Genomic DNA, 19009 nt, shown 5'->3' with positions numbered 1-19009 from the left:
ACACCGTGAGCGACATCGTCGGCAAGATCGTCAAACCCACGGCGGAGTTCCTCGAAGACCTCGCCCGCAAACTCCCCTCCGCCTTCGGCAAGGGCCACCACCGCATCGGCACCTCCGTCCACAAGGCCGCCGACGAGTTCGACAAGGCCGAGGACGACGTCACCGCCGCCGCGAAGCACCACCCCGGCGACGCCGGCACCGGGCACCACGACCCGGCCGATCCCGCCGACGCCGACGGGGTCAACACCGCAGGCGGGGGTCGGGGCGGCGGCGGAAACGGGGGGCGTACGGCCGACGGCGCACACGGTGGCGGCGACGATGATTCCGGGGCGCCCGACGCCCGTCCCGATGACGGCGACCGGGATTCCCGTCCGCCCGAGAGCCGGCACTGCGAGGGCGATCCCGTCGACGTCGCCAGCGGTGAGCTGGTCATGTCCGTTGTCGACGTGCGGCTGCCCGGCGCGCTGCCGCTGGCCATCCGGAGAACCCACCTCTCCTCCTACCGCAACGGCGGCTGGTTCGGGACCAGTTGGGCATCCACGCTCGATCAGCGCCTGCAACTCGACGCGGACGGCATCGTGCTGGTGGGGCCGGACGGGACGCGTCTTGAGTACCCGGCGCCCCGCGAAGGGGCCCCCGTCGTACCGTTCAAGGGGCCGCGCCTGCCGTTGGGCTGGAGCGGCCGGCCGAACGAGCCGATGACGGTGCTGGACCCCCGGTCCGGCCAGGCGATGGTGTTCGACCACCCGCGCCCCGCACCCGGCGTGCCCGGTGCGGTGACGCTCCGGCTGACGTCGCTCCAGGACCGCAACGGCCGCCGCATCGACATCGAGTGGTCCCAGGACGACACCCCGCGGCTCCTGTCGCACCACGGCGGTTACCGCGTGGCGGTCGACGTCCACCCCGAGCTGCGGCGGATCACCGGTTTCCGGCTGCTGGACACCGACGGCCCGGGCACCGGGACGACACTCGCCCGGTACGGGTACGACGACGCGGGCGATCTGACGGAGGTCTTCAACTCCTCCGGCGTGCCGCTGCGGCTGACCTACGACGACCACCACCGGATCACCTCGTGGACCGACCGCACGGGCACCGCCTACGGCTACGCGTACGACGCCGCCGGCAGGGTCGTGCGCACCACCGGATCGGACGGCTTCCTGTCCGGAGCGTTCGCCTACGACGACGCGGCCCGCACCACCCGGTACACCAACTCCCTCGGCCACACCACGACGCACGAGTTCAACGCGGCGTACCGGACCATCCGCAGCACCGACCCGCTCGGCCAGGTCCGCGTGCAGGAGTGGAGCGAGGACAACCGGCTGCTGAAGTCCTTCACCGACCCGCTGGGGCGCACCACCCGCTACGAGCACGACGCGTCGGAGAACGTCTCCGCCGTGGTCGGTCCGGACGGCACACGCACCGCGTTCACCTACGACGTCGAGGGCCTGCCGGTCACCCTCACCGACCCGGCCGGCCGGGTCTGGCGGACCGAGTACGACGCGTGGGGCAACCGGCTCGCCACCGTCGATCCGCTCGGCGCCCTTACCGCGTACGCGTACGACGAGGACACCGGTGACCTCACCGGCGTCACCGACGCGCTGGGCGCACGCACGCTGATGGTGTCCGACGCGGCCGGGCTGCCGGTCTCGGTCACCGACGAGCGCGGCGGGGTGACGTCCGCGCGGCGCGACGCCTTCGGCAGGATCGTGGAGGCCACCGACCCGATGGGCAACACCGTCCGGGTCGGCTGGACCACGGACGGCCAGGTCGAACGGGTGGAGCGGTCCGACGGCCGGCGCGAGTCATGGGCGTTCGACGCGGACGGCAAGGTCGTCTCCCACACCGACGCGGCAGGTGTCGTCCACACCCTGGCCCCCACGCACTTCGACCTGGTGGCGAGCAGCACGACGGCCGACGGCAGCACCTACGCGTTCTCCTACGACACCGAGAAGCACCTGACGGCGGTCACCGATCCGCTCGGCCGGGTGTGGGAGTACGCCTACGACCCGACCGGCCGGCTGGTCCAGGAGACCGACTTCGACGGCCGCGTGCTGCGGTACACCTACGACGCGGCCGGACAGCTCGCCTCCCGCTCCAACGGCGCCGGCGAGACCGTCACCTTCGAACGCGACGTCCTGGGCCGCGTCACCGCCCACGCCTGCGGTGACGACCGCACCACGCACGACTACGACGCCGCCGGCAACCTGTGGCGCACCCGCAACGCCGACGCCGAGGTGCTGCGCGAGTACGACGTGATGGGCCGGGTCACCGCCGAAAGCGTCAACGGCCGCACCATCACTTACGCCTACGACCTGCTGGGGCGCCGCACCGAGCGCCGTACACCGTCCGGGGTGGTCTCCACCTGGAGCTACGACTCCCGCGACCTGCCCGGGACACTGGTGATGGCCGGGCACCGCACCACCTTCGCGTTCGACCCCCTCGGGCGCGAGTCGGCCCGCCGGGTCGACGACCGGCTGACCCTGAGCCACGACTGGGACGGCACCGGCCGGCTGACCCGGCGGAGCATCACCCGCGGCACGCCGGACGACCCGGCCCCGCTGCTGGAACGCCACTACGCCTACGGTGCCGACGACCTGCTCACCGAGATCCGCGACCTGACCACCGGTGTCCACCGGTTCGCGCTCGACCCGTCGGGACGGGTGACCTCGGTGACCGCCGAGGGCTGGACGGAGAGCTACGCCTACGACGCCGTCGGCAACCTCACCCACGCGGCCACCCCGGTCACCGCGCCGGACGACGCGCCGCGCGAGTTCGACGGCACCCGGCTGCGGCGGGCCGGCCGCACGTCCTACGAACACGACGCGCAGGGCCGGGTCGTGCGCAGCACCAAACGCCTGCTGAACGGGCAGCGGCAGGTTCGTACCTTCACCTGGAACGGCTACGACCAGCTGATCGCCACCGTCACGCCCGCCGGCCACCACTGGCGCTACCGCTACGACGCGGCCGGCCGCCGCATCGGCAAACAGCGCTTCACCGATGCCGCGGCGGTCGCCGAGGAGGTCCACTTCACCTGGGACGTCGTCACCCTGGCCGAGCAGAGCACCGACCGGGGCGCCACCACCACGTGGGAGTACAGCCCCGGCGGCCTGCCACTGGCCCAGGTCGACCACGCCGCGGACCCGCTGGGGACCGACGCCCGGTTCCACGCCATCGTCACCGACCTCGTCGGCACCCCCACCGAACTGCTCACCCCCGAGGGCGACATCGCCTGGCAGCCCCGCACCACCCTGTGGGGCCTGCCCACCGCCGGCCGGGACGCCACCGTCGACTGCCCGCTGCGCTTCCCCGGCCAGTACGCCGACCCCGAGACCGGCTGGAACCACAACCACTTCCGCCACTACGACCCCGAGACCGCCCGCTACACCGCCCCCGATCCCCTCGGCCTGTCCCCGGCCCCCGATCCCGTCGGCTACGTCCCCAACCCGACGGCGTGGTCCGACCCGCTCGGGCTGAAGTACAAGCCGAACCTGCCGGGCTGGGACAAGTGGGAGCCGCAGGACACCACGTGGGGCGGCAACGTCACCTACAGTCCCCTCGACGAGCACGGACGTCCCACCAAGGTGACGGCACACATCACCTCGGCCATGCTCGGGCAGAGCACCGACCCGCACATCCGCAACGGTGCCGTCCCCGGCTGGCAGAACGGGATGAAGTTCAACCGCACCCACCTGCTGGCCGCGTCCCTGGGCGGCTCCAACAAGATCCCGCAGAACTTCGTCGCGATGCACCGGTGGGCCAACCACCCGATCATGTACCACTACGAGGGACAGGCGGCGAACGGCGTCGGGGTCCACGGCTCCATCGACTACGAGGTCACCGCGCACTATCACCAGGTGCTGCCCGAAACGCTGCGCCCGGAGGACCTCAGACCCATCGGCATGACCGTCCGCGCGACCAGCCCCGACGGCAAGTTCCAGTTCACGCCGTACCCGCAGAGCGACACAACGGTGCGGCAGATCCTCCACTACGACGAACACGGCAACCTGAACGCGGTCACCATCCTCAACGTTCCCGGGTGCGGGGCGTGACGGCACTACGATCCCGTTCACCCCACGCCGGCCGGTGAGCCCGGCAGAGAGGAAGCCTGATGACCAGTGCACTGAACCGGCTGCGGACCTTGGCACCGCCTCCGTCGGCAGGCGGCGGCGGACCGCGCGACTGGGCCGCCGCGGAGGAAGTCCTGGGGCGGGCGCTGCCCCAGGACTACAAGGAACTGGTGGAGGCCTACGGTGTCGGCGGGTTCTACGACCACGTCGAACTGCTCGCGCCGCCGCCCACGGTTCTCGACGGCGACGTGGTCACCCGCAACACGTCACACATGTGGGACCTGAAGAACCTGTGGTCGGTGCACGGCAACCGCCCCGCCGAACTGGCGATGGACGACCTGCTGCTCGTCGTCTGGGCCGACACCCCCGACTCGGACAGCCTCAACTGGCTGGTACGGCCGGGCGAACCGCCCGAGACCTGGCCCGTCGTGGTCCTGCACTGCGATCTCGGGGACTGCGAGATCTACCCCATGACCTGCACCGAATTCCTGGCCGGCCTCTTCGCCCGGGACTTCGAGTCGGAGATCCTCACCGACCACCTGGACGAGGAGAGCGCGCCCTTCTTCCCCTACCCCATCACGCAGCCCCGCTGATCCTTTTCCGGAAGGAGAGGCGCTGGGGGAATGCCGGGGAGAAGGCCTTCGCCGTGGCCGCCGCGGCGTGGCACGGCGTGGCGGGACCCGGGAGTCGTATCCAGCTCCCGGGCCCCTGTGGGCACCACCCATCGCGCACGCCGGCGGCATTCAAGAGGGCGGATCAGTACGAAGCCGTCGTCTTCCTCCTGCGAACCGCCGCACCGTGGCAGAGGTGCGGGCGAGAGCCGAACTCGCACCCGTCGGCACGCGTCCGGTCCGTCGACGGGTCGGGTGACCAGGACCCGGCGGCATCGAGCACCGGAGGCTTCTTCACGAACGTACGCAGATCGGTGAGCCGCTTCTCCAGGAAGAGTAGCCAGGTGACCGGAACGTCCGCGAGGATCGTCCGCCCCTCGACGGTGACATCGGCACGCGCCGCGCGGTTCGCCCGCTCCTTCGTCCGCGGGCGCAGCGTCAGGCGGCGAAGCGGCCGCAGAGCCAGTTGCCGGGGTCCGACGGGTCGTCGCTGGTCCAGAACTGGTGCCACAGCACGGCGAACTCCTCGCGGCTCAGGTGGCCGTCGCCGTTCAGGTCGAGCAGTTCGAAGACCCCTGTCGTGTCCACGGGCCGGCCGTTCCAGGTCTCGACCAGCCTGCGGTGCTCCTGCGGGGAGATGCGGCCGTCGCCGTTGGCGTCCACGGCGTCGAAGATCGTCTCGGCGGTCGCGGTGACGTCCGCGGCCATGGCGGGCAACCGGTCCACGAGCGACAGCAGTTCGCCCATACCGACCGCGCCGTCCCCGTTGGCGTCCCCGGCTTCCCGCAGCGCCGCCCACCAGCCCATCAGCAGCGCCTCCACCCGCGCGCGCAACTCCGTTCCGGGGCCCACGCCCGGCAGCCGGCTCCAGCGGGCGACGAGGGCCCTGAAGTCCTCCTCGCGCAAACAGCCGTCGCCGTCCGCGTCGAACGCGGCGAACATCCCCGTGAGCTTGCGTTCCTGGAACGCGCTGGCCATGAGCGGTCTCCCTCGTTGCGAACCCCAGCCGTGCACCCCGCCACCGTCCGCTCCACGACGTGGCGGACACCATATGACTATAGGTCGGGGTACAAGACCGCATCCACGAGCACATATGTACGAACAGTCCCTTGTCGGCCCTATCGTGCGTCGGGGGGTGGGCAACGCTCCGAGGCAAGAGCCACGCGGTCGGGTGAATCACGGAACCCTTCGGTGAGGCGGCGGGCGCGGCGGGGCAGTGCTCCGGCATGAGCAACAGTGGATCGAAGGCCGCGCAACCCGCGAAGCCGGCGAACGGCCGGGCGTTGATCGTCGTCGACGTGCAGAAGGACTTCTGCGAGGGCGGCAGCGTCCCGGTGAAGGGCGGCGCCGACCGGGCCGCCGCCATCGCGGAACTGGTCGGGAAAACCGCCGGCAGCCGGTACGCGCACGTCGTGGCCACCAGGGACCACCACGTCGACCCGGGCGGCCACTTCTCCGACCATCCCGACTTCAAGGACTCCTTCCCCGTGCACTGCGTGGTCGGCACCGAAGGGGGCTCGTTCCACCCGGCCTTCGAGCCCGCGACGACCTCCGGCGCGGTCGGGGCCGTCTTCTTCAAGGGGGCGCACTCCGCCTCCAAGAGCGGCTTCGAGGGCGCCGACGAGCACGGCACGCCGCTCGCGCGCTGGCTTCGCGCCCGTGGCGTCGGTGAGGTGGACGTGGTCGGCATCGCCACCGACCACTGCGTTCGTGCGACCGCCCTGGACGCCGTGCGGGCGGGGTTCCGCACCCGCGTCCTGCTCGACTACACGGCCGGCGTCGCGGCGGACACCACCCGGCAGGCCATGAAGGACCTCCGCCAGGCCGGGGTCGAACTCTCCGGCGAGCCCGTGGTCATCGGCTGAATCCCACCGGCCTTCCGCACCTTTCCCCTTGGGGACGACGACCCCGTCCGGCCGACGGCCCCGGCGGGGGAGTGCAGGACCGGCGACGCACGTCCGGACCGACGGCCCGCGCCCGACGCGGCCCGCTGCTCCGCCCCTCCGCAGCGCCCCCACCCCACCGGAACGCCGCCGCCGCGCCGTCCACTCAAAAGACGTTCCGCACAACCGTCCACGCAACCGCCGCGGCTACCACCAGGATCGTTCCCCGGCGGCGCAGCACCGGCCGCCAGCGGGTGCCGCGCAGCCCTTCGGCGGTCCAGCGTGCGAGGACCAGCACGGCGACGGGCGAGGCGAGCAGCGCCAGCGTGTTGTCGTGCCACGCGGCGCCGAGGCGCCGGTGCATCAGGTCGTACCCCATACGGGTGGTGCCGCACAGCGGGCACAACAGGCCGGTGAGCCGGTGGAACGGGCAGAACGGCAGCCAGTGCCCCGGCTGGTGCGGGTCGGTCCGGTACAGGTACGCGGACGCCGCCGCCCCGGCCGCGAGCACCGCCAGGCGGGAGACGGCCGGGTGGGCGCGCCGGCCGGCACCGGCCCGGGGCGCCGCGCCGGCGACCGCGCCTACGCGCACAGCGAGCGGGCGTAGTTGACCTGCCCCATGACGTGCATGACGGTCTGCGGGTTGTTCACCGGGATCATCGTGGCGTGATGGCGCCCGCCGCTGTTCACCGTGACCTGGACGTGGCCGGTGGTCCTCCTCTCCTTGATGAGCAGGAAGAGCAGCCCGAGCAGGCAGGCGAGGAAGAAGACGATCGCCAGCACCACCGCGTAGGCGGGCATCCGCTCCTCGGTACGGGACATGTCGGTGACCGTCCAGATCGCGCCTTTGAGCGGCAGCGCCCCGGCCGGCGTCATGATCACCTCGCTCGTCACCGCGATGTCCCCGATCGACACCAGCATGTTCCCCTGGCCGGGCGGGGCCGCCGGATATCCGCCCGGCTGCGGGTAGCCGTACTCGGGTACGCCCTGCTGCGGATACCCGTACTGCGGCCCGCCCGGTTGCGGGTAGCCGTAACCGGGCGCGGCCGGCTGTCCCGGATACCCGTACCCCGGCGCGGGCTGCTGTCCCGGGTACCCGTACCCCGGCGGGTTCTGCGGTGGCGGCGGATGACCTTGCCCGTCGTTCTGCGGCGGCGGCCCGAAGCCCTGCTCGTTGGGCATGGAAACGTACTCCCCCTGGTAAGCGGCCGGGCCGCGCCCGCGGCCGTGGCCCGCGTGGTCGGCGGGCGTCCGCCGCGGACGTGATCCTTGCCGCGGATCTCCGATCGCCACCATCCTGCCAGCCGCCTCAACGGCACCGGCCCGGATCGGCCATGCCCGCCCGGGGCCGTTCACCGGTGTTTCCCTCCTGCCCGTCAGGTCCAGGTCTGTTCGCGGATCCAGGCGTTACGGGTACGGGCGGCCTGGTGGGCGGCGACGAGGCGGCCGTCCTGGTGGGCGGCGATGGTGACGACCGGGGCCGGACTGCCGATGCTGCCGCCGAAGCCGGACCAGGCGCCGTAGTCATGACTGCCCGGCGCGGTCTGCACGCCGATCCGGGCGGAGTCGTCGTCGCCCTGCACGACGACGTTGAGCCGGCCGTCCTGACCGAGGCACGCGGTCGGCCTGGCCACGATGGCACCGGCCAGCCGGCGCGGCTCGTCCCAGCCCCGGTACGCCGGGTCCTGCGCCACGCCCCACAGTTCGCCGCCGGTGGAACGGTAGAAGACGTGGACCTGGCCCCGGGCGTCGGTCACCGCGAACGCCTCGACGGTCTCGGCGGCGGTGCCCACGGTGACGTGCCCGCCGTAGTCGCCGGTGCCGGGCGCCACCTCCTGGCGCACGCACAGCCGGCCGTCGGCGTGGTGGAGGACCACGACCAGCCTGCCGGAGCCGTCGAGCGCGGCACTGGGGAAGGTGGCGGACGGCCCCAGGCCGACGGGGTCGCTGTAGCCGCCGCCGCTGTCCGGGAGTTGACGGATCACGTACGCGTCGCCGTCGGTGCCGCGGTAGAAGACGTGGACACCGCCGTTCGCGGCGCGCACCGCGAACGGCGGCCCCTTGACACCGGTGGCCGGGGTGGCGAACTGGCCGCTCCAGCCACCGTTGACCGCGGTCTGCCGGACGCCGTACAGGGTGCCGCCGCCGGTGTTGAAGAAGACATGGCCCAGCCCGTCGTCGTCCCGCAGGGTCGCGGGGCGGCTGAGGGCGTCGGAGGTGTCGGAGATCCGCGTCCACCCGCCGTCCCACGTCCCGTCGCGCAGGATCTCGCGCGTGATGATCCCGGCCCGCGGACCGACCGCGACCAGGGCGAGGCGGCCGTCGGCCTGGTGGCGCGGGACGGGAGCGCAGAACAGCTGTCCTTCGAGGTTGCTCCACTCGCCCCAACCGGTTCCGGGCGTGGTCGACGTCGGCATGGCCATCCTTCGGAGTAGGCGCGGGGGTACGCGGCGAGCCGCGCGGGTGCGAGGTGGGCGCCGGTCGTTTTACGGACGTGCCGGCTGCGGACCGGTCACCGGGTGATCTTCTTGGCGGGCGACCTTCTTGGCGGTGGACCGGTCGCCATGTGGACTTGTCGGTGCTGGACTTGTCGGTGGTGGGCCGGTCGTGATGTCGATTTGTTGGCGGTGGTCCTGCCAGCCGTGGGCCGGTCGGTTGCGGACTCCGGTCGGTTGCGGACTCCGGGCGCGGACCGGTTGGGATCCGCCTGTTGACGTCGGTGAGGTGACTGCGCTGACCAGCGCCGACCGCCCTGACCAGCACTGACAGCGGTTCGGCGCGAGGAATTCCCGCCGGGGCAAGCCGTGCGGGCCAGCACTCCGACGAGTGAATTCTCCCTACCCTCTTCCGTCGCACCCCATCCCCTTGCGTCCCTTCTCCGCCCCGAGCCCGTCCCGCTCCCCGCGGTCCCCGCGCGACCGGTCAGGAATGGAGAAGCGTTGCGCGGCCCCCGCCCGTAGCGTGAAACGCATGCACATCGAGCGTCCCCCGTGCGCCGTCGCCGTCGCCGTGGCCGACCCCGGCCAGGCGTTTGCGTACCGTCGGCACGTTCCCGGCCCGGTCGCGCCGCCGCCGCCGGGGCCGGGCCGATGCGCCGAATGACCGTCGGCGCGTCCCCCGCCCGGGGTGGGCGCCGGCCCCGGGAAGCGGGCGTTACCCTGGCGGCGAATCCCACGCCGTAGCCGGCCCGGGCGCGAGGTGCACGAGACGCCCGACCGCGGGCCGGCGCGCGACGGCCGCTGGTGGCCCCGGCGCCTCGGCCGGCGCCCTCGCCCGGCCGGGGTCCGCGGGCACCGCCCGGGCTCTGGCGCCGGGCACACCACCTCGCCCGACGCCGCCGGCCCATCGCCCGCATCGAGCCGATCGACCCCCACGGGGACCGCGACCGCGGCCCCCCGACAGATGGAGACACGATAAGCATGGCCGCGAGAACGGACACGGGGACGAACACGGGGCCGTCCGCGCCGCACGTCGCCGACCGCCACGATCTGATCCGGGTGCTCGGCGCGCGCGTGAACAACCTCAAGGACATCGGGATCGAGATCCCGAAGCGCCGGCTGACGGTGTTCACCGGCGTGTCCGGCTCGGGCAAGAGCTCGCTGGTGTTCGGCACGATCGCCGCGGAGTCGCAGCGGATGATCAACGAGACCTACAGCGCCTTCGTGCAGGGCTTCATGCCGACGCTGGCGCGGCCCGAGGTCGACGTGCTCGAAGGGCTGACGACCGCGATCATCGTCGACCAGCAGCGGATGGGCAGCGACGCGCGCTCGACGGTCGGCACCGCGACCGACGCCAACGCGATGCTGCGGATCGTCTTCAGCCGGCTCGGGCAGCCGCACATCGGCTCGCCCAACGCGTTCTCCTTCAACGTCGCCTCGGTCCGGGCGAGCGGTGCGATCACGGTCGAACGCGGGGCCGGCAAGACCGTGCGGCAGACCTTCACCCGCACCGGCGGCATGTGTCCGCGCTGCGAGGGCCGCGGGTCGGTCACCGATCTCGACCTGTCGCAGCTGTACGACGACAGCAAGTCGATCAACGAGGGCGCGCTCACGATCCCCGGCTACAGCGTCGACGGCTGGTACGGCCGCATCTACAGCGGCTCCGGCTTCCTCGACCCGGACAAGCCGATCCGCGACTACACCCCGGCCGAGCTCGACGCCCTGCTCCACAAGGAGGCGACCAGGATCAAGGTCGACAACGTCAACCTGACGTACGAGGGCCTGATCCCGCGGATCCAGAAGTCGTTCCTGTCGAAGGACGTCGACTCCCTCCAGCCGCACATTCGTGCCTTCGTGGAGCGGGCGGTGACGTTCACCGCCTGCCCGGACTGCGACGGCACCCGGCTCAGTGAGGCGGCCCGGTCCTCCAAGATCGACGGGATCGGCATCGACGCCGCCTGCGCGATGCAGATCAGCGACCTGGCCGCGTGGGTCGGCGGCCTCGACGCGCCGTCGGTGGCGCCCCTGCTCGCGACGCTCGCCCACACGCTGGACTCGTTCGTCGAGATCGGTCTCGGCTACCTCTCGCTCGACCGGCCGTCGGGCACGCTGTCGGGCGGTGAGGCGCAGCGCGTGAAGATGATCCGCCACCTCGGCTCACCGCTCACCGACGTGACCTACGTGTTCGACGAGCCGACGATCGGACTGCACCCGCACGACATCCAGCGGATGAACGGCCTGCTGCTGCGGCTGCGGGACAAGGGCAACACGGTGCTCGTGGTGGAGCACAAGCCGGAGACGATCGCGATCGCCGACCACGTCGTCGACCTCGGCCCCGGCGCCGGTCCGGCCGGCGGCACCGTCTGCTTCGAGGGCACCGTCGAGGGTCTGCGGGCCGGCGGCACCCTCACCGGCCGTCACTTCGACGACCGGGCCGCCCTGAAGAAGACGGTGCGGACGCCCACCGGCACGCTGGAGATCCGCGGCGCCGCGACGCACAACCTGCGCGACGTCGACGTCGACATCCCGCTCGGCGTGCTCGCGGTCGTCACCGGTGTCGCCGGCTCCGGCAAGAGTTCGCTCGTGCACGGGTCGATCCCGGCCGGCGCGGGTGTGGTGTCGATCGACCAGCGCGCGATCCGCGGCTCGCGACGCAGCAACCCGGCGACGTACACCGGACTGCTCGACCCGATCCGCAAGGCGTTCGCGAAGGCCAACGGTGTGAAGCCGGCGCTGTTCAGCGCCAACTCCGAGGGCGCCTGCCCCAACTGCAACGGTGCCGGCGTCATCTACACCGACCTGGCGATGATGGCCGGCGTCGCCGCCACCTGCGAGGAGTGCGAGGGCAAGCGGTTCCAGGCCGCGGTGCTCGACCACCACCTCGGCGGCCGCGACATCAGCGAGGTGCTGGCGATGTCGGTGGACGAGGCCGAGGAGTTCTTCGGCGCCGGCGAGGCGCGCACACCGGCCGCGCACACCGTCCTGCGCCGGCTCGCCGACGTCGGACTCGGCTACCTCAGCCTCGGCCAGCCACTCACCACGCTGTCCGGCGGCGAGCGGCAGCGGCTCAAGCTGGCCACGCACATGGCGGAGAAGGGCGGCGTCTACGTCCTCGACGAGCCGACCACCGGCCTCCACCTCGCCGACGTCGAGCACCTGCTGGGCCTGCTCGACCGGCTCGTCGACTCCGGCAAGTCGGTCATCGTCGTCGAGCACCACCAGGCGGTCATGGCGCACGCCGACTGGATCATCGACCTCGGCCCCGGCGCCGGCCACGACGGCGGCCGGATCGTCTTCGAGGGCCCGCCGGCCGACCTCGTCGCCGCCCGCTCCACCCTCACCGGCGAGCACCTGGCGGCCTACGTCGGCGCGTGACGGGGGCTCCCGACGGACGGGGGACCGCTGAGGGGGCGAGGCGCTGCGGCGGTACGGGAGTGCGGCGGTACGGGGGCGGGCGCGGCGGTGCGGTGGTGCCGCCTCCGCCCCGGCGCGCGCCCCCGTCCGCGTCGCGCCGGCCGGTCCCTCACGCCCGGAGTTCCTCGCCCAGCCGGAGCAGCCAGTCGCCGGTGCCCTGTTCCCGCCAGGCCGGTTCCTCGCTGCCGTCGAGGTAGGTGCCCTGCTCGGTGAGGGTGAGCCGGGTGCCGTCGCCGTCCGCGGTGAGTTCGACGGTGGTCGTCGACACGGTGGCGAGGACGTCGTCGCCCGCCAGGGTCGAGGTGTAGACGATCCGCTGGTCAGGGACGATGTCGTGGTACACGGAGGCGAACGCCATCGCCTTGCCGTCCGGCGCGCTGCCGCGGGTCACTTCCCGGCCGCCGACGCGGAAGTCGAGTTCGTGGTTGCCCCCGGAGCCGAACCAGCGGGCTTTCGCGACCGGATCGGACCAGGCGGCGAACACGCGCGACGGCGCCGCGTCGTAGGTGCGTTCCAGGCTGAACGTGGCGTGTGTGACGGTCATGATGTGCTCCCTTCGGACGGGCCGGACTCCGCGAGGACGTCGCCGAGCCGGTCGAGCCTGCTCTCCCATGAGGTGCGCCGCTGCCCGAGCCACGCCTCGCCGGCCCGCAGGGCCTCCGGCGTGATCCGGCAGGTGCGGACCCGGCCGACCTTCTCCGAACGGACGATCCCGGCGGTCTCCAGTACCTGGAGGTGCTGGACGACGGCCGCGAGCGACATCGTCAGCGGTGCGGCCAGCTCGCTCACCGAGGCGGGCCCGCGCACGAGCCGCTCGACCAGCGCACGCCGGGTCCGGTCTCCCAGAGCGCGGAACACCAGATCCAGCCGCTCCTCATGGTTAAGCATGTGGTTAAGTATTGCACCGTGAGGCGCATAGTCAAGTAACTGCTTAAGTGATGTGGGGCGCGCGCCGCCCACGGCTGCCCGCCGCGGTCCGCCGTGGGTTCGCGCCGCCGTCCGCCGCCTCCCGCGACCGCGGAGACGGCAGCGGCCGGCCCGCCGAAGGCTTCGGCGGGCCGGCCGTTCACCGGTACGAGGGGATGCAGGGGGTACGGGAGGTACGCGGGGGTCGGATCAGTAGCCGACCGCCACCTCCAGCCACTGCGGGTTGCTGTGGGAGACGAAGGAGGACTGGCCGTCCACGTCGTCGTAGGGGAAGCCGTAGGCGAGGTTGCCGAGGGCGTTGTCGTGCCAGAACTTCGCGTAGTAGTTGGCCGGCCCGGCCGTGTAGTACTGGGACGGGTCCGACTGCTGCGCGGCCGGCAGGGTGGCCACGTGGCGGTTGAGCGCCGCGCACATGGTCGGGTTGCTCGCCATGGAGCCCGCGCATCCGAAGATGTTCTGGGTGGTCTCGTTGACCCCGGCCGACTGGGCGTACGCGGTGTAGTAGTTGGCATTCACGCCGCCCGGCTGGAAGCTCGGGTCGCTGCCCGGCGCGATGATCCGGTACGGCGCCTGGGTCTGCGCCAGCACCTGGAACGGCTGCGGGACCGCGTTGGTGAAGTCGGTGAAGACCTGGGTGCGCGACTCGTCGAACAGCTTCTGCGCGTCGCCGACCTGGACGTCGTAGCCGTCGGTCGCGTGCAGCCGCATCGCCAGCGGCAGGCCCCAGGCGTCCACCCGGGTCGTGTTGCCGTTGAACACGCCGTTGCCGACGGTGAACTCGATGAAGTCGTAGTACGGGCTGGTCGGCGAGCCGATGTAGAAGTACATCCGGCCGGAGGAGTTGGCCGGCATGTCCAGGTACGGCTGGTCGGCGATGGAGTGCGTCTGGCCGTTGAAGCTCCAGTACACCTGGCTGTCGGGGTACGCGCCGTTGGTGCGGTTGAGGATCTTCACCTCGATCGCGTTCTGCGCGACCGGGATGGTGGTGGTGTCGCCCCAGAACGCGTCACCGGTCGGGTTGCCGGGACCGGTCGGCGGCGTGCTGCCACCGGTGCCGTAGACCTGGAACTCCCACAGCGAGTAGCCGTAGGCGGTGGCGCGCTTGGTGCCGTACATCCGCACGTAGCGGCCGCTGCCGCTGACGTTGAGGGTCTGCGTGCCGCCGGCGCCGGTGGTGGTGGAGTAGATCGAGGTCCAGTTCGTGCCGTCGGCGGAGGTCTGGATCTGGAAGCCGGTCGCGTACGCCGCCTCCCAGTTGAGCACCACCTGGCTGATCGTGGCGGTGGAGCCGAGGTCCACCTCCAGCCACTGCGGGTCGCTGAACGCGCTGGACCAGCGGGTGCCGGTGTTGCCGTCGACCGCGGCGGAGGCCGGGAAGGACCCGTTCTCGGTGGACGAGGCGGTGGCCGGCGCGCCCTGCGAGAGCAGGGTGCCGGCCGCGTGGGCGGGGGAGGGGCTGATCGCGACGACGAAGGCCGCCAGCATGGCGACCGTCAGCGCGAGGAGCAGGGGGAAGGACCGGCGCCGCGCGGGCGGCCGGTGCACTGACACGGGGGCGGGGCTCGACATGGCGTCTCCTGAACCGTGCGGGTCCTGCGGAGCATGACGGGGACTTGGGGGTGCCTCATACCGCGCCGGTCGTGAGAGCGCTCTCACGAGGCGGCTCCTGTTGTGTACTCTCCGCCGCCACGCCCGTCAACGCATCTGACAAAGGATCATGTTCCGCCCGCCGCAGACGAGTTGACCGCCCGCTCCGAAGCCGCCCCGGACGCCTTCGCCGCCCTTCGGTGCGCGCCGGGCGACGAAGGCGCCGGTGACCTGGGCGGTCCGGTCCGGGTGTGCCGTTGCCGCGTGCCGGCGGCGTGTCGGCGGCACGGCGGGGGAGCGGGGGCAAATGTGCCGCGCCCCGGACGGGCCCGGGCGGTGACGAATATCTGGTACGACGGGGGGAGAAATTGCGGTCGCCTCGGAAGGGATTTCAGGACCCGGCGGGAAATGAAAAGCTGGTTCCCCACCCGGCGGCCGCCGCCGTGCTATTCTGAACTCAGTTGCAGTTGTGGTTCCCAAGAGCTTCGAGTGGCCCTGCTGGTTTTCTGTACCGGCGGGATCACTTTTGTGTTCCGGTGCTTTCCGGATGGGGCAATCATCACGGCGACTCCGGGGTCGCACAGTGTGACCCCAGGGCAGCGCCCCGAAGGAGATATGACATGGCTACTGGCACCGTGAAGTGGTTCAACGCGGAAAAGGGCTTCGGCTTCATCGAGCAGGACGGTGGCGGCGCTGACGTGTTCGCCCACTACTCGAACATCGCCGCCCAGGGCTTCCGTGAGCTCCAGGAAGGCCAGAAGGTGAAGTTCGACGTCACCCAGGGCCAGAAGGGCCCGCAGGCCGAGAACATCGTTCCCGCCTGACGCTGACGCGTACGACGAGCCAGGGCCCGCACCTGAAGGGGTGCGGGCCCTGGCTCGTCCCGTTGTGGAGGCAGCCTCCACCGCCCGCGCCGGACGGGGTTCCCCCGCCGGTGTGGCCGCCCGCCCCGGCGCCCGGGGCCACCGGCGGCGGCGATCAGGACCCGGACCATCCGAAAACCTGACCCGGCCGCCCCTTGGATTTTCGCGGATTTCCGCACCTGCCGACGTATGGGGAGACGCATTCTTCCCTCTTCCGTCGCTATTTCTTCGGCTCGTACTTGCGATTTTTCACGCGGCTCTTCGTCGCCGGGAATTCCTCGATACGTGCCGCATCGAGGAAGGTTCTCTGTGAACCGAACAGCCCGTACGAACGACCGCTACTCCCGCACCGGCGGATCATCCGGTTCCGCCCGGAGCGGCGGGTTCCGCTCGCAGCCCTCGCGCCGCTCGGGCGGCGGCCGTCCCGAGGCCGCCGGCCGCGGCGCCGGCCCCCGGCGTCGCCCCGGGCCGCAGGGTGAGTTCGCCCTGCCGGTGACCACCACTCCCGCGCTGCCCGCCGTCGAGGCGTTCGCCGACCTCGACATGCCCGCTCCGCTGCTGGCGGCGCTCGGTGCCGAGGGCGTGGCCGTGCCGTTCCCGATCCAGGCGGCGACCCTGCCGAACTCGCTGGCCGGCCGGGACGTGCTGGGCCGCGGTCGCACCGGGTCGGGCAAGACGCTGGCCTTCGGCCTGGCGCTGCTGGCCCGCACCGCCGGTCGGCGTGCCGAGGCCCGCAAGCCGCTGGCGCTGGTGCTGGTCCCCACGCGGGAGCTGGCCCAGCAGGTCACCGACGCCCTCACCCCCTACGCCCGGCCGATGCGCCTGCGGATGGCCACCGTCGTCGGCGGCATGTCGATCGGCCGCCAGGCCGGCGCCCTGCGCTCCGGCGCGGAGGTCGTCGTCGCGACCCCCGGACGGCTGAAGGACCTCATCGAACGCGGTGACTGCCAGCTCGACCAGGTCGCCATCACGGTGCTGGACGAGGCCGACCAGATGGCCGACATGGGCTTCATGCCCCAGGTCACCGAACTCCTCGACCAGGTGCTTCCCGGCGGCCAGCGCATGCTGTTCTCCGCCACCCTGGACCGCAACGTCGACCTGCTGGTACGCCGCTACCTCACCGACCCGGTGGTCCACTCGGTCGATCCCTCCGCGGGCGCGGTCACCACGATGGACCACCACGTGCTGCACGTCCACGACGCCGACAAGGCCGCGACCACGATCGAGATCGGCGCGCGGGAGGGCCGGGTGATCATGTTCCTGGACACCAAGCACGCGGTCGACCGGCTGACCAAGGACCTGCTGCGCAGCGGTGTGCGGGCTGCGGCGCTGCACGGCGGGAAGTCCCAGCCGCAGCGCACCCGCACCCTGGAGCAGTTCAAGTCCGGGCACGTCACGGTACTGGTGGCCACCAACGTGGCCGCCCGCGGCATCCACGTCGACAACCTCGACCTGGTCGTCAACGTCGACCCGCCGACCGACCACAAGGACTACCTGCACCGCGGCGGCCGCACCGCGCGGGCCGGCGAGTCCGGCAGCGTCGTCACCCTGGTGCTGCCCAGCCAGCGACGCGAGATGACCCGGCTGATGGCCGACGCCGGCATCACCCCGACCACCACCCGGGTGCACTCCGGCGAGGCCGAACTGAGCCGCATCACCGGTGCCCAGGCGCCGTCGGGCGTGCCGGTCACGATCAGCGCGCCGGCCGCTCCGCGCGCCGGGCGCGGCGGTTCCTCCTCCCGCGGCCGCCGCGGCCGTCCCGGCCAGTCCCGCGGGTCCGCCGCGGCCCGTACGGGCTCCGGCTCCTCCGGCCGGTCGTCCTTCTTCGGCACGGCCGCCTGAGGGGCCGGCCCGCCGGACACGTTCCGATCGGTCACCCGTGCGGTCAAGGCTTCCGTCAACCTGTGAGGCATCATGCGCTGTGTCATCGCCCGTTTCTCCTTCGACCTCGTCAAGAGCGAGGTGCTGGAACTGATGAAGGGCGTCAGGCCCGAACCGGTGACCGGTGAGTCGGTGATCATCGGCCGCCGTACCTACCCCGTCAAGCAGGTCGGCGAGCTGATCACCAAGCAGGACCGCCGGGACTTCTCCGCCGGCGAGGTCACCCGGGCGATGAGCCGGCTGGGCTTCACCTGCCGCTCGACCCCCGGGCTCGGCACCGCCCCGACCGCCGGCCCGCTGCCCACCGCGCTCCAGACGGCGGAGGCTCTGCTGGGCACCCCGGCAGCCGTGTAACCCGTTCCGGCCCCGGCCGGAGCACCTGACGACGAGGGCCACGACCGGCAGCCGGTCGTGGCCCTCTCGCGTTCACCGGGTCGGCCGACCGCGTTGGGCCGCCTCGGTGGCGCCGGACTGCCGGTTCCCGCGCATGGCGTAAATCTGTCGTGGCGGAGGTAGACATCATGCTGCGCCGGGGGTTACGTTTCTGGTGTCGAGCAGGACGTCGAGTACGGCGGGCAGAGGACGAACTGCCCGCAGGCAGGTCAAGCAGACGGCACGGTGGTGGAGTGGCGGGGCCGGGACACGGTGGCCCCGCCACCGACCGCCGGGCCGGGCGGCTCCAGGGGCCGCGAGTGTCACCGCAGTACGACAGGTCGCGTCGAAGAGGGCGAGGAGGCGGACGTCATCAGGATCGCCCGGGTGAGGACACAGCTCCGCCCGGGTACCGCAGACCCCGGAACGGAAGGTGGTCCCCGGTCACGCATCCGCGATCCCCGCACAACCCGCCAACCCCCGGGCGGCCGTGCGGAAACGAAGAGCCGGCGTAGTTGGGCCGGCGGATGATGTCGTCCCTCCGGGGCCCTGGTGCCGATCGGCGCCAGGGCCCCCTGGCATGTGCGACCGCGGCGAGTCGAGGACGCCTGCCGATGACGCCGGAGAGCGCCTGCGACCGCCCCGGCCGGTCCTCCCGCACCGCACCGGGGGGCGGGGTGGCCGGGACGCGGAGGGGCGCGGGGACCCCTGTCCGGTGGGGCTGACGGGCAGGCGAACGGACAGGCCACCCGCCCCGAGCCGTCCGGCCGCACCCCGAGCCGTCCGGCCGCACTCCGGGGCGTCCGGCCGCACCCCGAGCCGCCCCGCCGTACCCCGCGGCGTCAGGTCCGGCGGGCCGGAGCGACCGCCGGCGACCCCGCGGCGGCGGACGCCGTGCCCGACGCGTTGCCCGGGGCTCTGACCGAGGTCCCGCCCGACGCCGTGCCCGGAGCTCTTGCCGATGCC

15 protein-coding genes are annotated in these 19009 nt (G+C 72.2%); 7 read left to right on the top strand and 8 right to left on the bottom strand.

From position 1 onward, the window contains the following. Positions 1-5 precede the first annotated feature (5 nt). Positions 6-4049 carry a DUF6531 domain-containing protein gene (locus tag POF43_RS22865; protein WP_282704724.1) on the top strand — a complete coding sequence of 1348 codons (4044 nt, stop codon included), beginning with the start codon at positions 6-8 and terminating at the stop codon, positions 4047-4049. Positions 4050-4108: 59 nt separating this feature from the next. Next, the gene (locus POF43_RS22860; protein WP_271323151.1) at positions 4109-4660 is read left to right on the top strand and encodes an SMI1/KNR4 family protein; all 552 of its coding nucleotides are present in this window, start codon (positions 4109-4111) and stop codon (positions 4658-4660) included. Positions 4661-4823: 163 nt separating this feature from the next. Here the strand turns inward: POF43_RS22860 and POF43_RS35345 are convergent, their stop codons facing one another. Further along, the gene (locus tag POF43_RS35345; protein ID WP_443732109.1) at positions 4824-5189 is read right to left on the bottom strand and encodes a DUF7873 family protein; all 366 of its coding nucleotides are present in this window, start codon (positions 5187-5189) and stop codon (positions 4824-4826) included. Then, a complete protein-coding gene (locus POF43_RS22850) occupies positions 5117-5656 on the bottom strand; it encodes an EF-hand domain-containing protein (RefSeq protein WP_271323150.1) in 540 nt (179 codons plus the stop codon). Before POF43_RS22850 ends, POF43_RS35345 begins: the two co-directional genes overlap by 73 nt. Before the next feature lie 248 nt (positions 5657-5904). Between POF43_RS22850 and POF43_RS22845 the strand changes: the two genes are divergently transcribed. Beyond that, entirely contained in the window at positions 5905-6543 is a 639-nt protein-coding gene (locus POF43_RS22845) for an isochorismatase family protein (protein WP_271315732.1), read from the top strand. 184 nt (positions 6544-6727) lie between these two features. On the opposite strand, the gene POF43_RS22840 is transcribed toward POF43_RS22845, so the two are convergent. The 3 genes from POF43_RS22840 to POF43_RS22830 form a co-directional block, all read right to left on the bottom strand. Then, positions 6728-7153, bottom strand: a complete 426-nt coding sequence (locus POF43_RS22840) for a DUF2752 domain-containing protein (protein ID WP_271323149.1) — start codon at positions 7151-7153, stop codon at positions 6728-6730. Next, positions 7144-7743 carry a hypothetical protein gene (locus tag POF43_RS22835; protein WP_271315734.1) on the bottom strand — a complete coding sequence of 200 codons (600 nt, stop codon included), beginning with the start codon at positions 7741-7743 and terminating at the stop codon, positions 7144-7146. The genes POF43_RS22840 and POF43_RS22835 overlap by 10 nt, the downstream gene beginning before the upstream one ends. A 194-nt stretch (positions 7744-7937) precedes the next feature. Continuing rightward, positions 7938-8978, bottom strand: a complete 1041-nt coding sequence (locus POF43_RS22830; RefSeq protein ID WP_271323148.1) for a DUF8189 domain-containing protein — start codon at positions 8976-8978, stop codon at positions 7938-7940. Positions 8979-9980: 1002 nt separating this feature from the next. Here POF43_RS22830 and POF43_RS22825 point away from each other — a divergent pair. Then, positions 9981-12374 (top strand): ATP-binding cassette domain-containing protein, encoded by a 2394-nt coding sequence (locus POF43_RS22825; protein WP_271323147.1) that lies wholly within the window; start codon positions 9981-9983, stop codon positions 12372-12374. A 148-nt stretch (positions 12375-12522) separates the two neighbouring features. On the opposite strand, the gene POF43_RS22820 is transcribed toward POF43_RS22825, so the two are convergent. From POF43_RS22820 to POF43_RS22810, 3 genes are all read right to left on the bottom strand, one after another. Then, positions 12523-12957 (bottom strand): SRPBCC family protein, encoded by a 435-nt coding sequence (locus tag POF43_RS22820; protein ID WP_271323146.1) that lies wholly within the window; start codon positions 12955-12957, stop codon positions 12523-12525. Further along, positions 12954-13301, bottom strand: a complete 348-nt coding sequence (locus tag POF43_RS22815) for an ArsR/SmtB family transcription factor (RefSeq protein WP_271323145.1) — start codon at positions 13299-13301, stop codon at positions 12954-12956. The genes POF43_RS22820 and POF43_RS22815 overlap by 4 nt, the downstream gene beginning before the upstream one ends. A gap of 228 nt (positions 13302-13529) precedes the next feature. Then, positions 13530-14909 carry a beta-1,3-glucanase family protein gene (locus tag POF43_RS22810; RefSeq protein WP_372516109.1) on the bottom strand — a complete coding sequence of 460 codons (1380 nt, stop codon included), beginning with the start codon at positions 14907-14909 and terminating at the stop codon, positions 13530-13532. A 638-nt stretch (positions 14910-15547) separates the two neighbouring features. On the opposite strand from POF43_RS22810, the gene POF43_RS22805 reads away from it, so the two are divergent. The 3 genes from POF43_RS22805 (at position 15548) to POF43_RS22795 (ending at position 18025) form a co-directional block, all read left to right on the top strand. After that, on the top strand, positions 15548-15751 hold the full coding sequence (locus POF43_RS22805) for a cold-shock protein (protein WP_271317587.1): 204 nt from the start codon (positions 15548-15550) through the stop codon (positions 15749-15751). Between the two features lie 348 nt (positions 15752-16099). Further along, a complete protein-coding gene (locus tag POF43_RS22800; protein WP_271323144.1) occupies positions 16100-17632 on the top strand; it encodes a DEAD/DEAH box helicase in 1533 nt (510 codons plus the stop codon). Positions 17633-17704: 72 nt separating this feature from the next. Beyond that, the gene (locus tag POF43_RS22795) at positions 17705-18025 is read left to right on the top strand and encodes an SCO5918 family protein (protein ID WP_271323143.1); all 321 of its coding nucleotides are present in this window, start codon (positions 17705-17707) and stop codon (positions 18023-18025) included. The last annotated feature ends 984 nt before the right edge of the window (positions 18026-19009 follow it).

The sequence above is a fragment of the Streptantibioticus silvisoli genome, from assembly GCF_027947535.2.
Classification (GTDB): domain Bacteria; phylum Actinomycetota; class Actinomycetes; order Streptomycetales; family Streptomycetaceae; genus Streptantibioticus_C; species Streptantibioticus_C silvisoli.
Note: the sequence above shows the minus strand (reverse complement) of the source record. Positions and strands in the feature narration are given on the sequence as shown.

Excerpts from the sequence above, each read along its gene's own strand:
- POF43_RS22860 (WP_271323151.1), top strand. The coding sequence starts at position 4,109 with ATGACCAGTGCACTGAACCGGCTGCGGACCTTGGCACCGCCTCCGTCG.
- POF43_RS22850 (WP_271323150.1), bottom strand. The coding sequence starts at position 5,656 with ATGGCCAGCGCGTTCCAGGAACGCAAGCTCACGGGGATGTTCGCCGCG.
- POF43_RS22845 (WP_271315732.1), top strand. The coding sequence starts at position 5,905 with ATGAGCAACAGTGGATCGAAGGCCGCGCAACCCGCGAAGCCGGCGAAC.
- POF43_RS22835 (WP_271315734.1), bottom strand. The coding sequence starts at position 7,743 with ATGCCCAACGAGCAGGGCTTCGGGCCGCCGCCGCAGAACGACGGGCAA.
- POF43_RS22830 (WP_271323148.1), bottom strand. The coding sequence starts at position 8,978 with ATGCCGACGTCGACCACGCCCGGAACCGGTTGGGGCGAGTGGAGCAAC.
- POF43_RS22825 (WP_271323147.1), top strand. The coding sequence starts at position 9,981 with ATGGCCGCGAGAACGGACACGGGGACGAACACGGGGCCGTCCGCGCCG.
- POF43_RS22820 (WP_271323146.1), bottom strand. The coding sequence starts at position 12,957 with ATGACCGTCACACACGCCACGTTCAGCCTGGAACGCACCTACGACGCG.
- POF43_RS22815 (WP_271323145.1), bottom strand. The coding sequence starts at position 13,301 with ATGCTTAACCATGAGGAGCGGCTGGATCTGGTGTTCCGCGCTCTGGGA.
- POF43_RS22810 (WP_372516109.1), bottom strand. The coding sequence starts at position 14,909 with ATGTCGAGCCCCGCCCCCGTGTCAGTGCACCGGCCGCCCGCGCGGCGC.
- POF43_RS22805 (WP_271317587.1), top strand. The coding sequence starts at position 15,548 with ATGGCTACTGGCACCGTGAAGTGGTTCAACGCGGAAAAGGGCTTCGGC.
- POF43_RS22795 (WP_271323143.1), top strand. The coding sequence starts at position 17,705 with ATGCGCTGTGTCATCGCCCGTTTCTCCTTCGACCTCGTCAAGAGCGAG.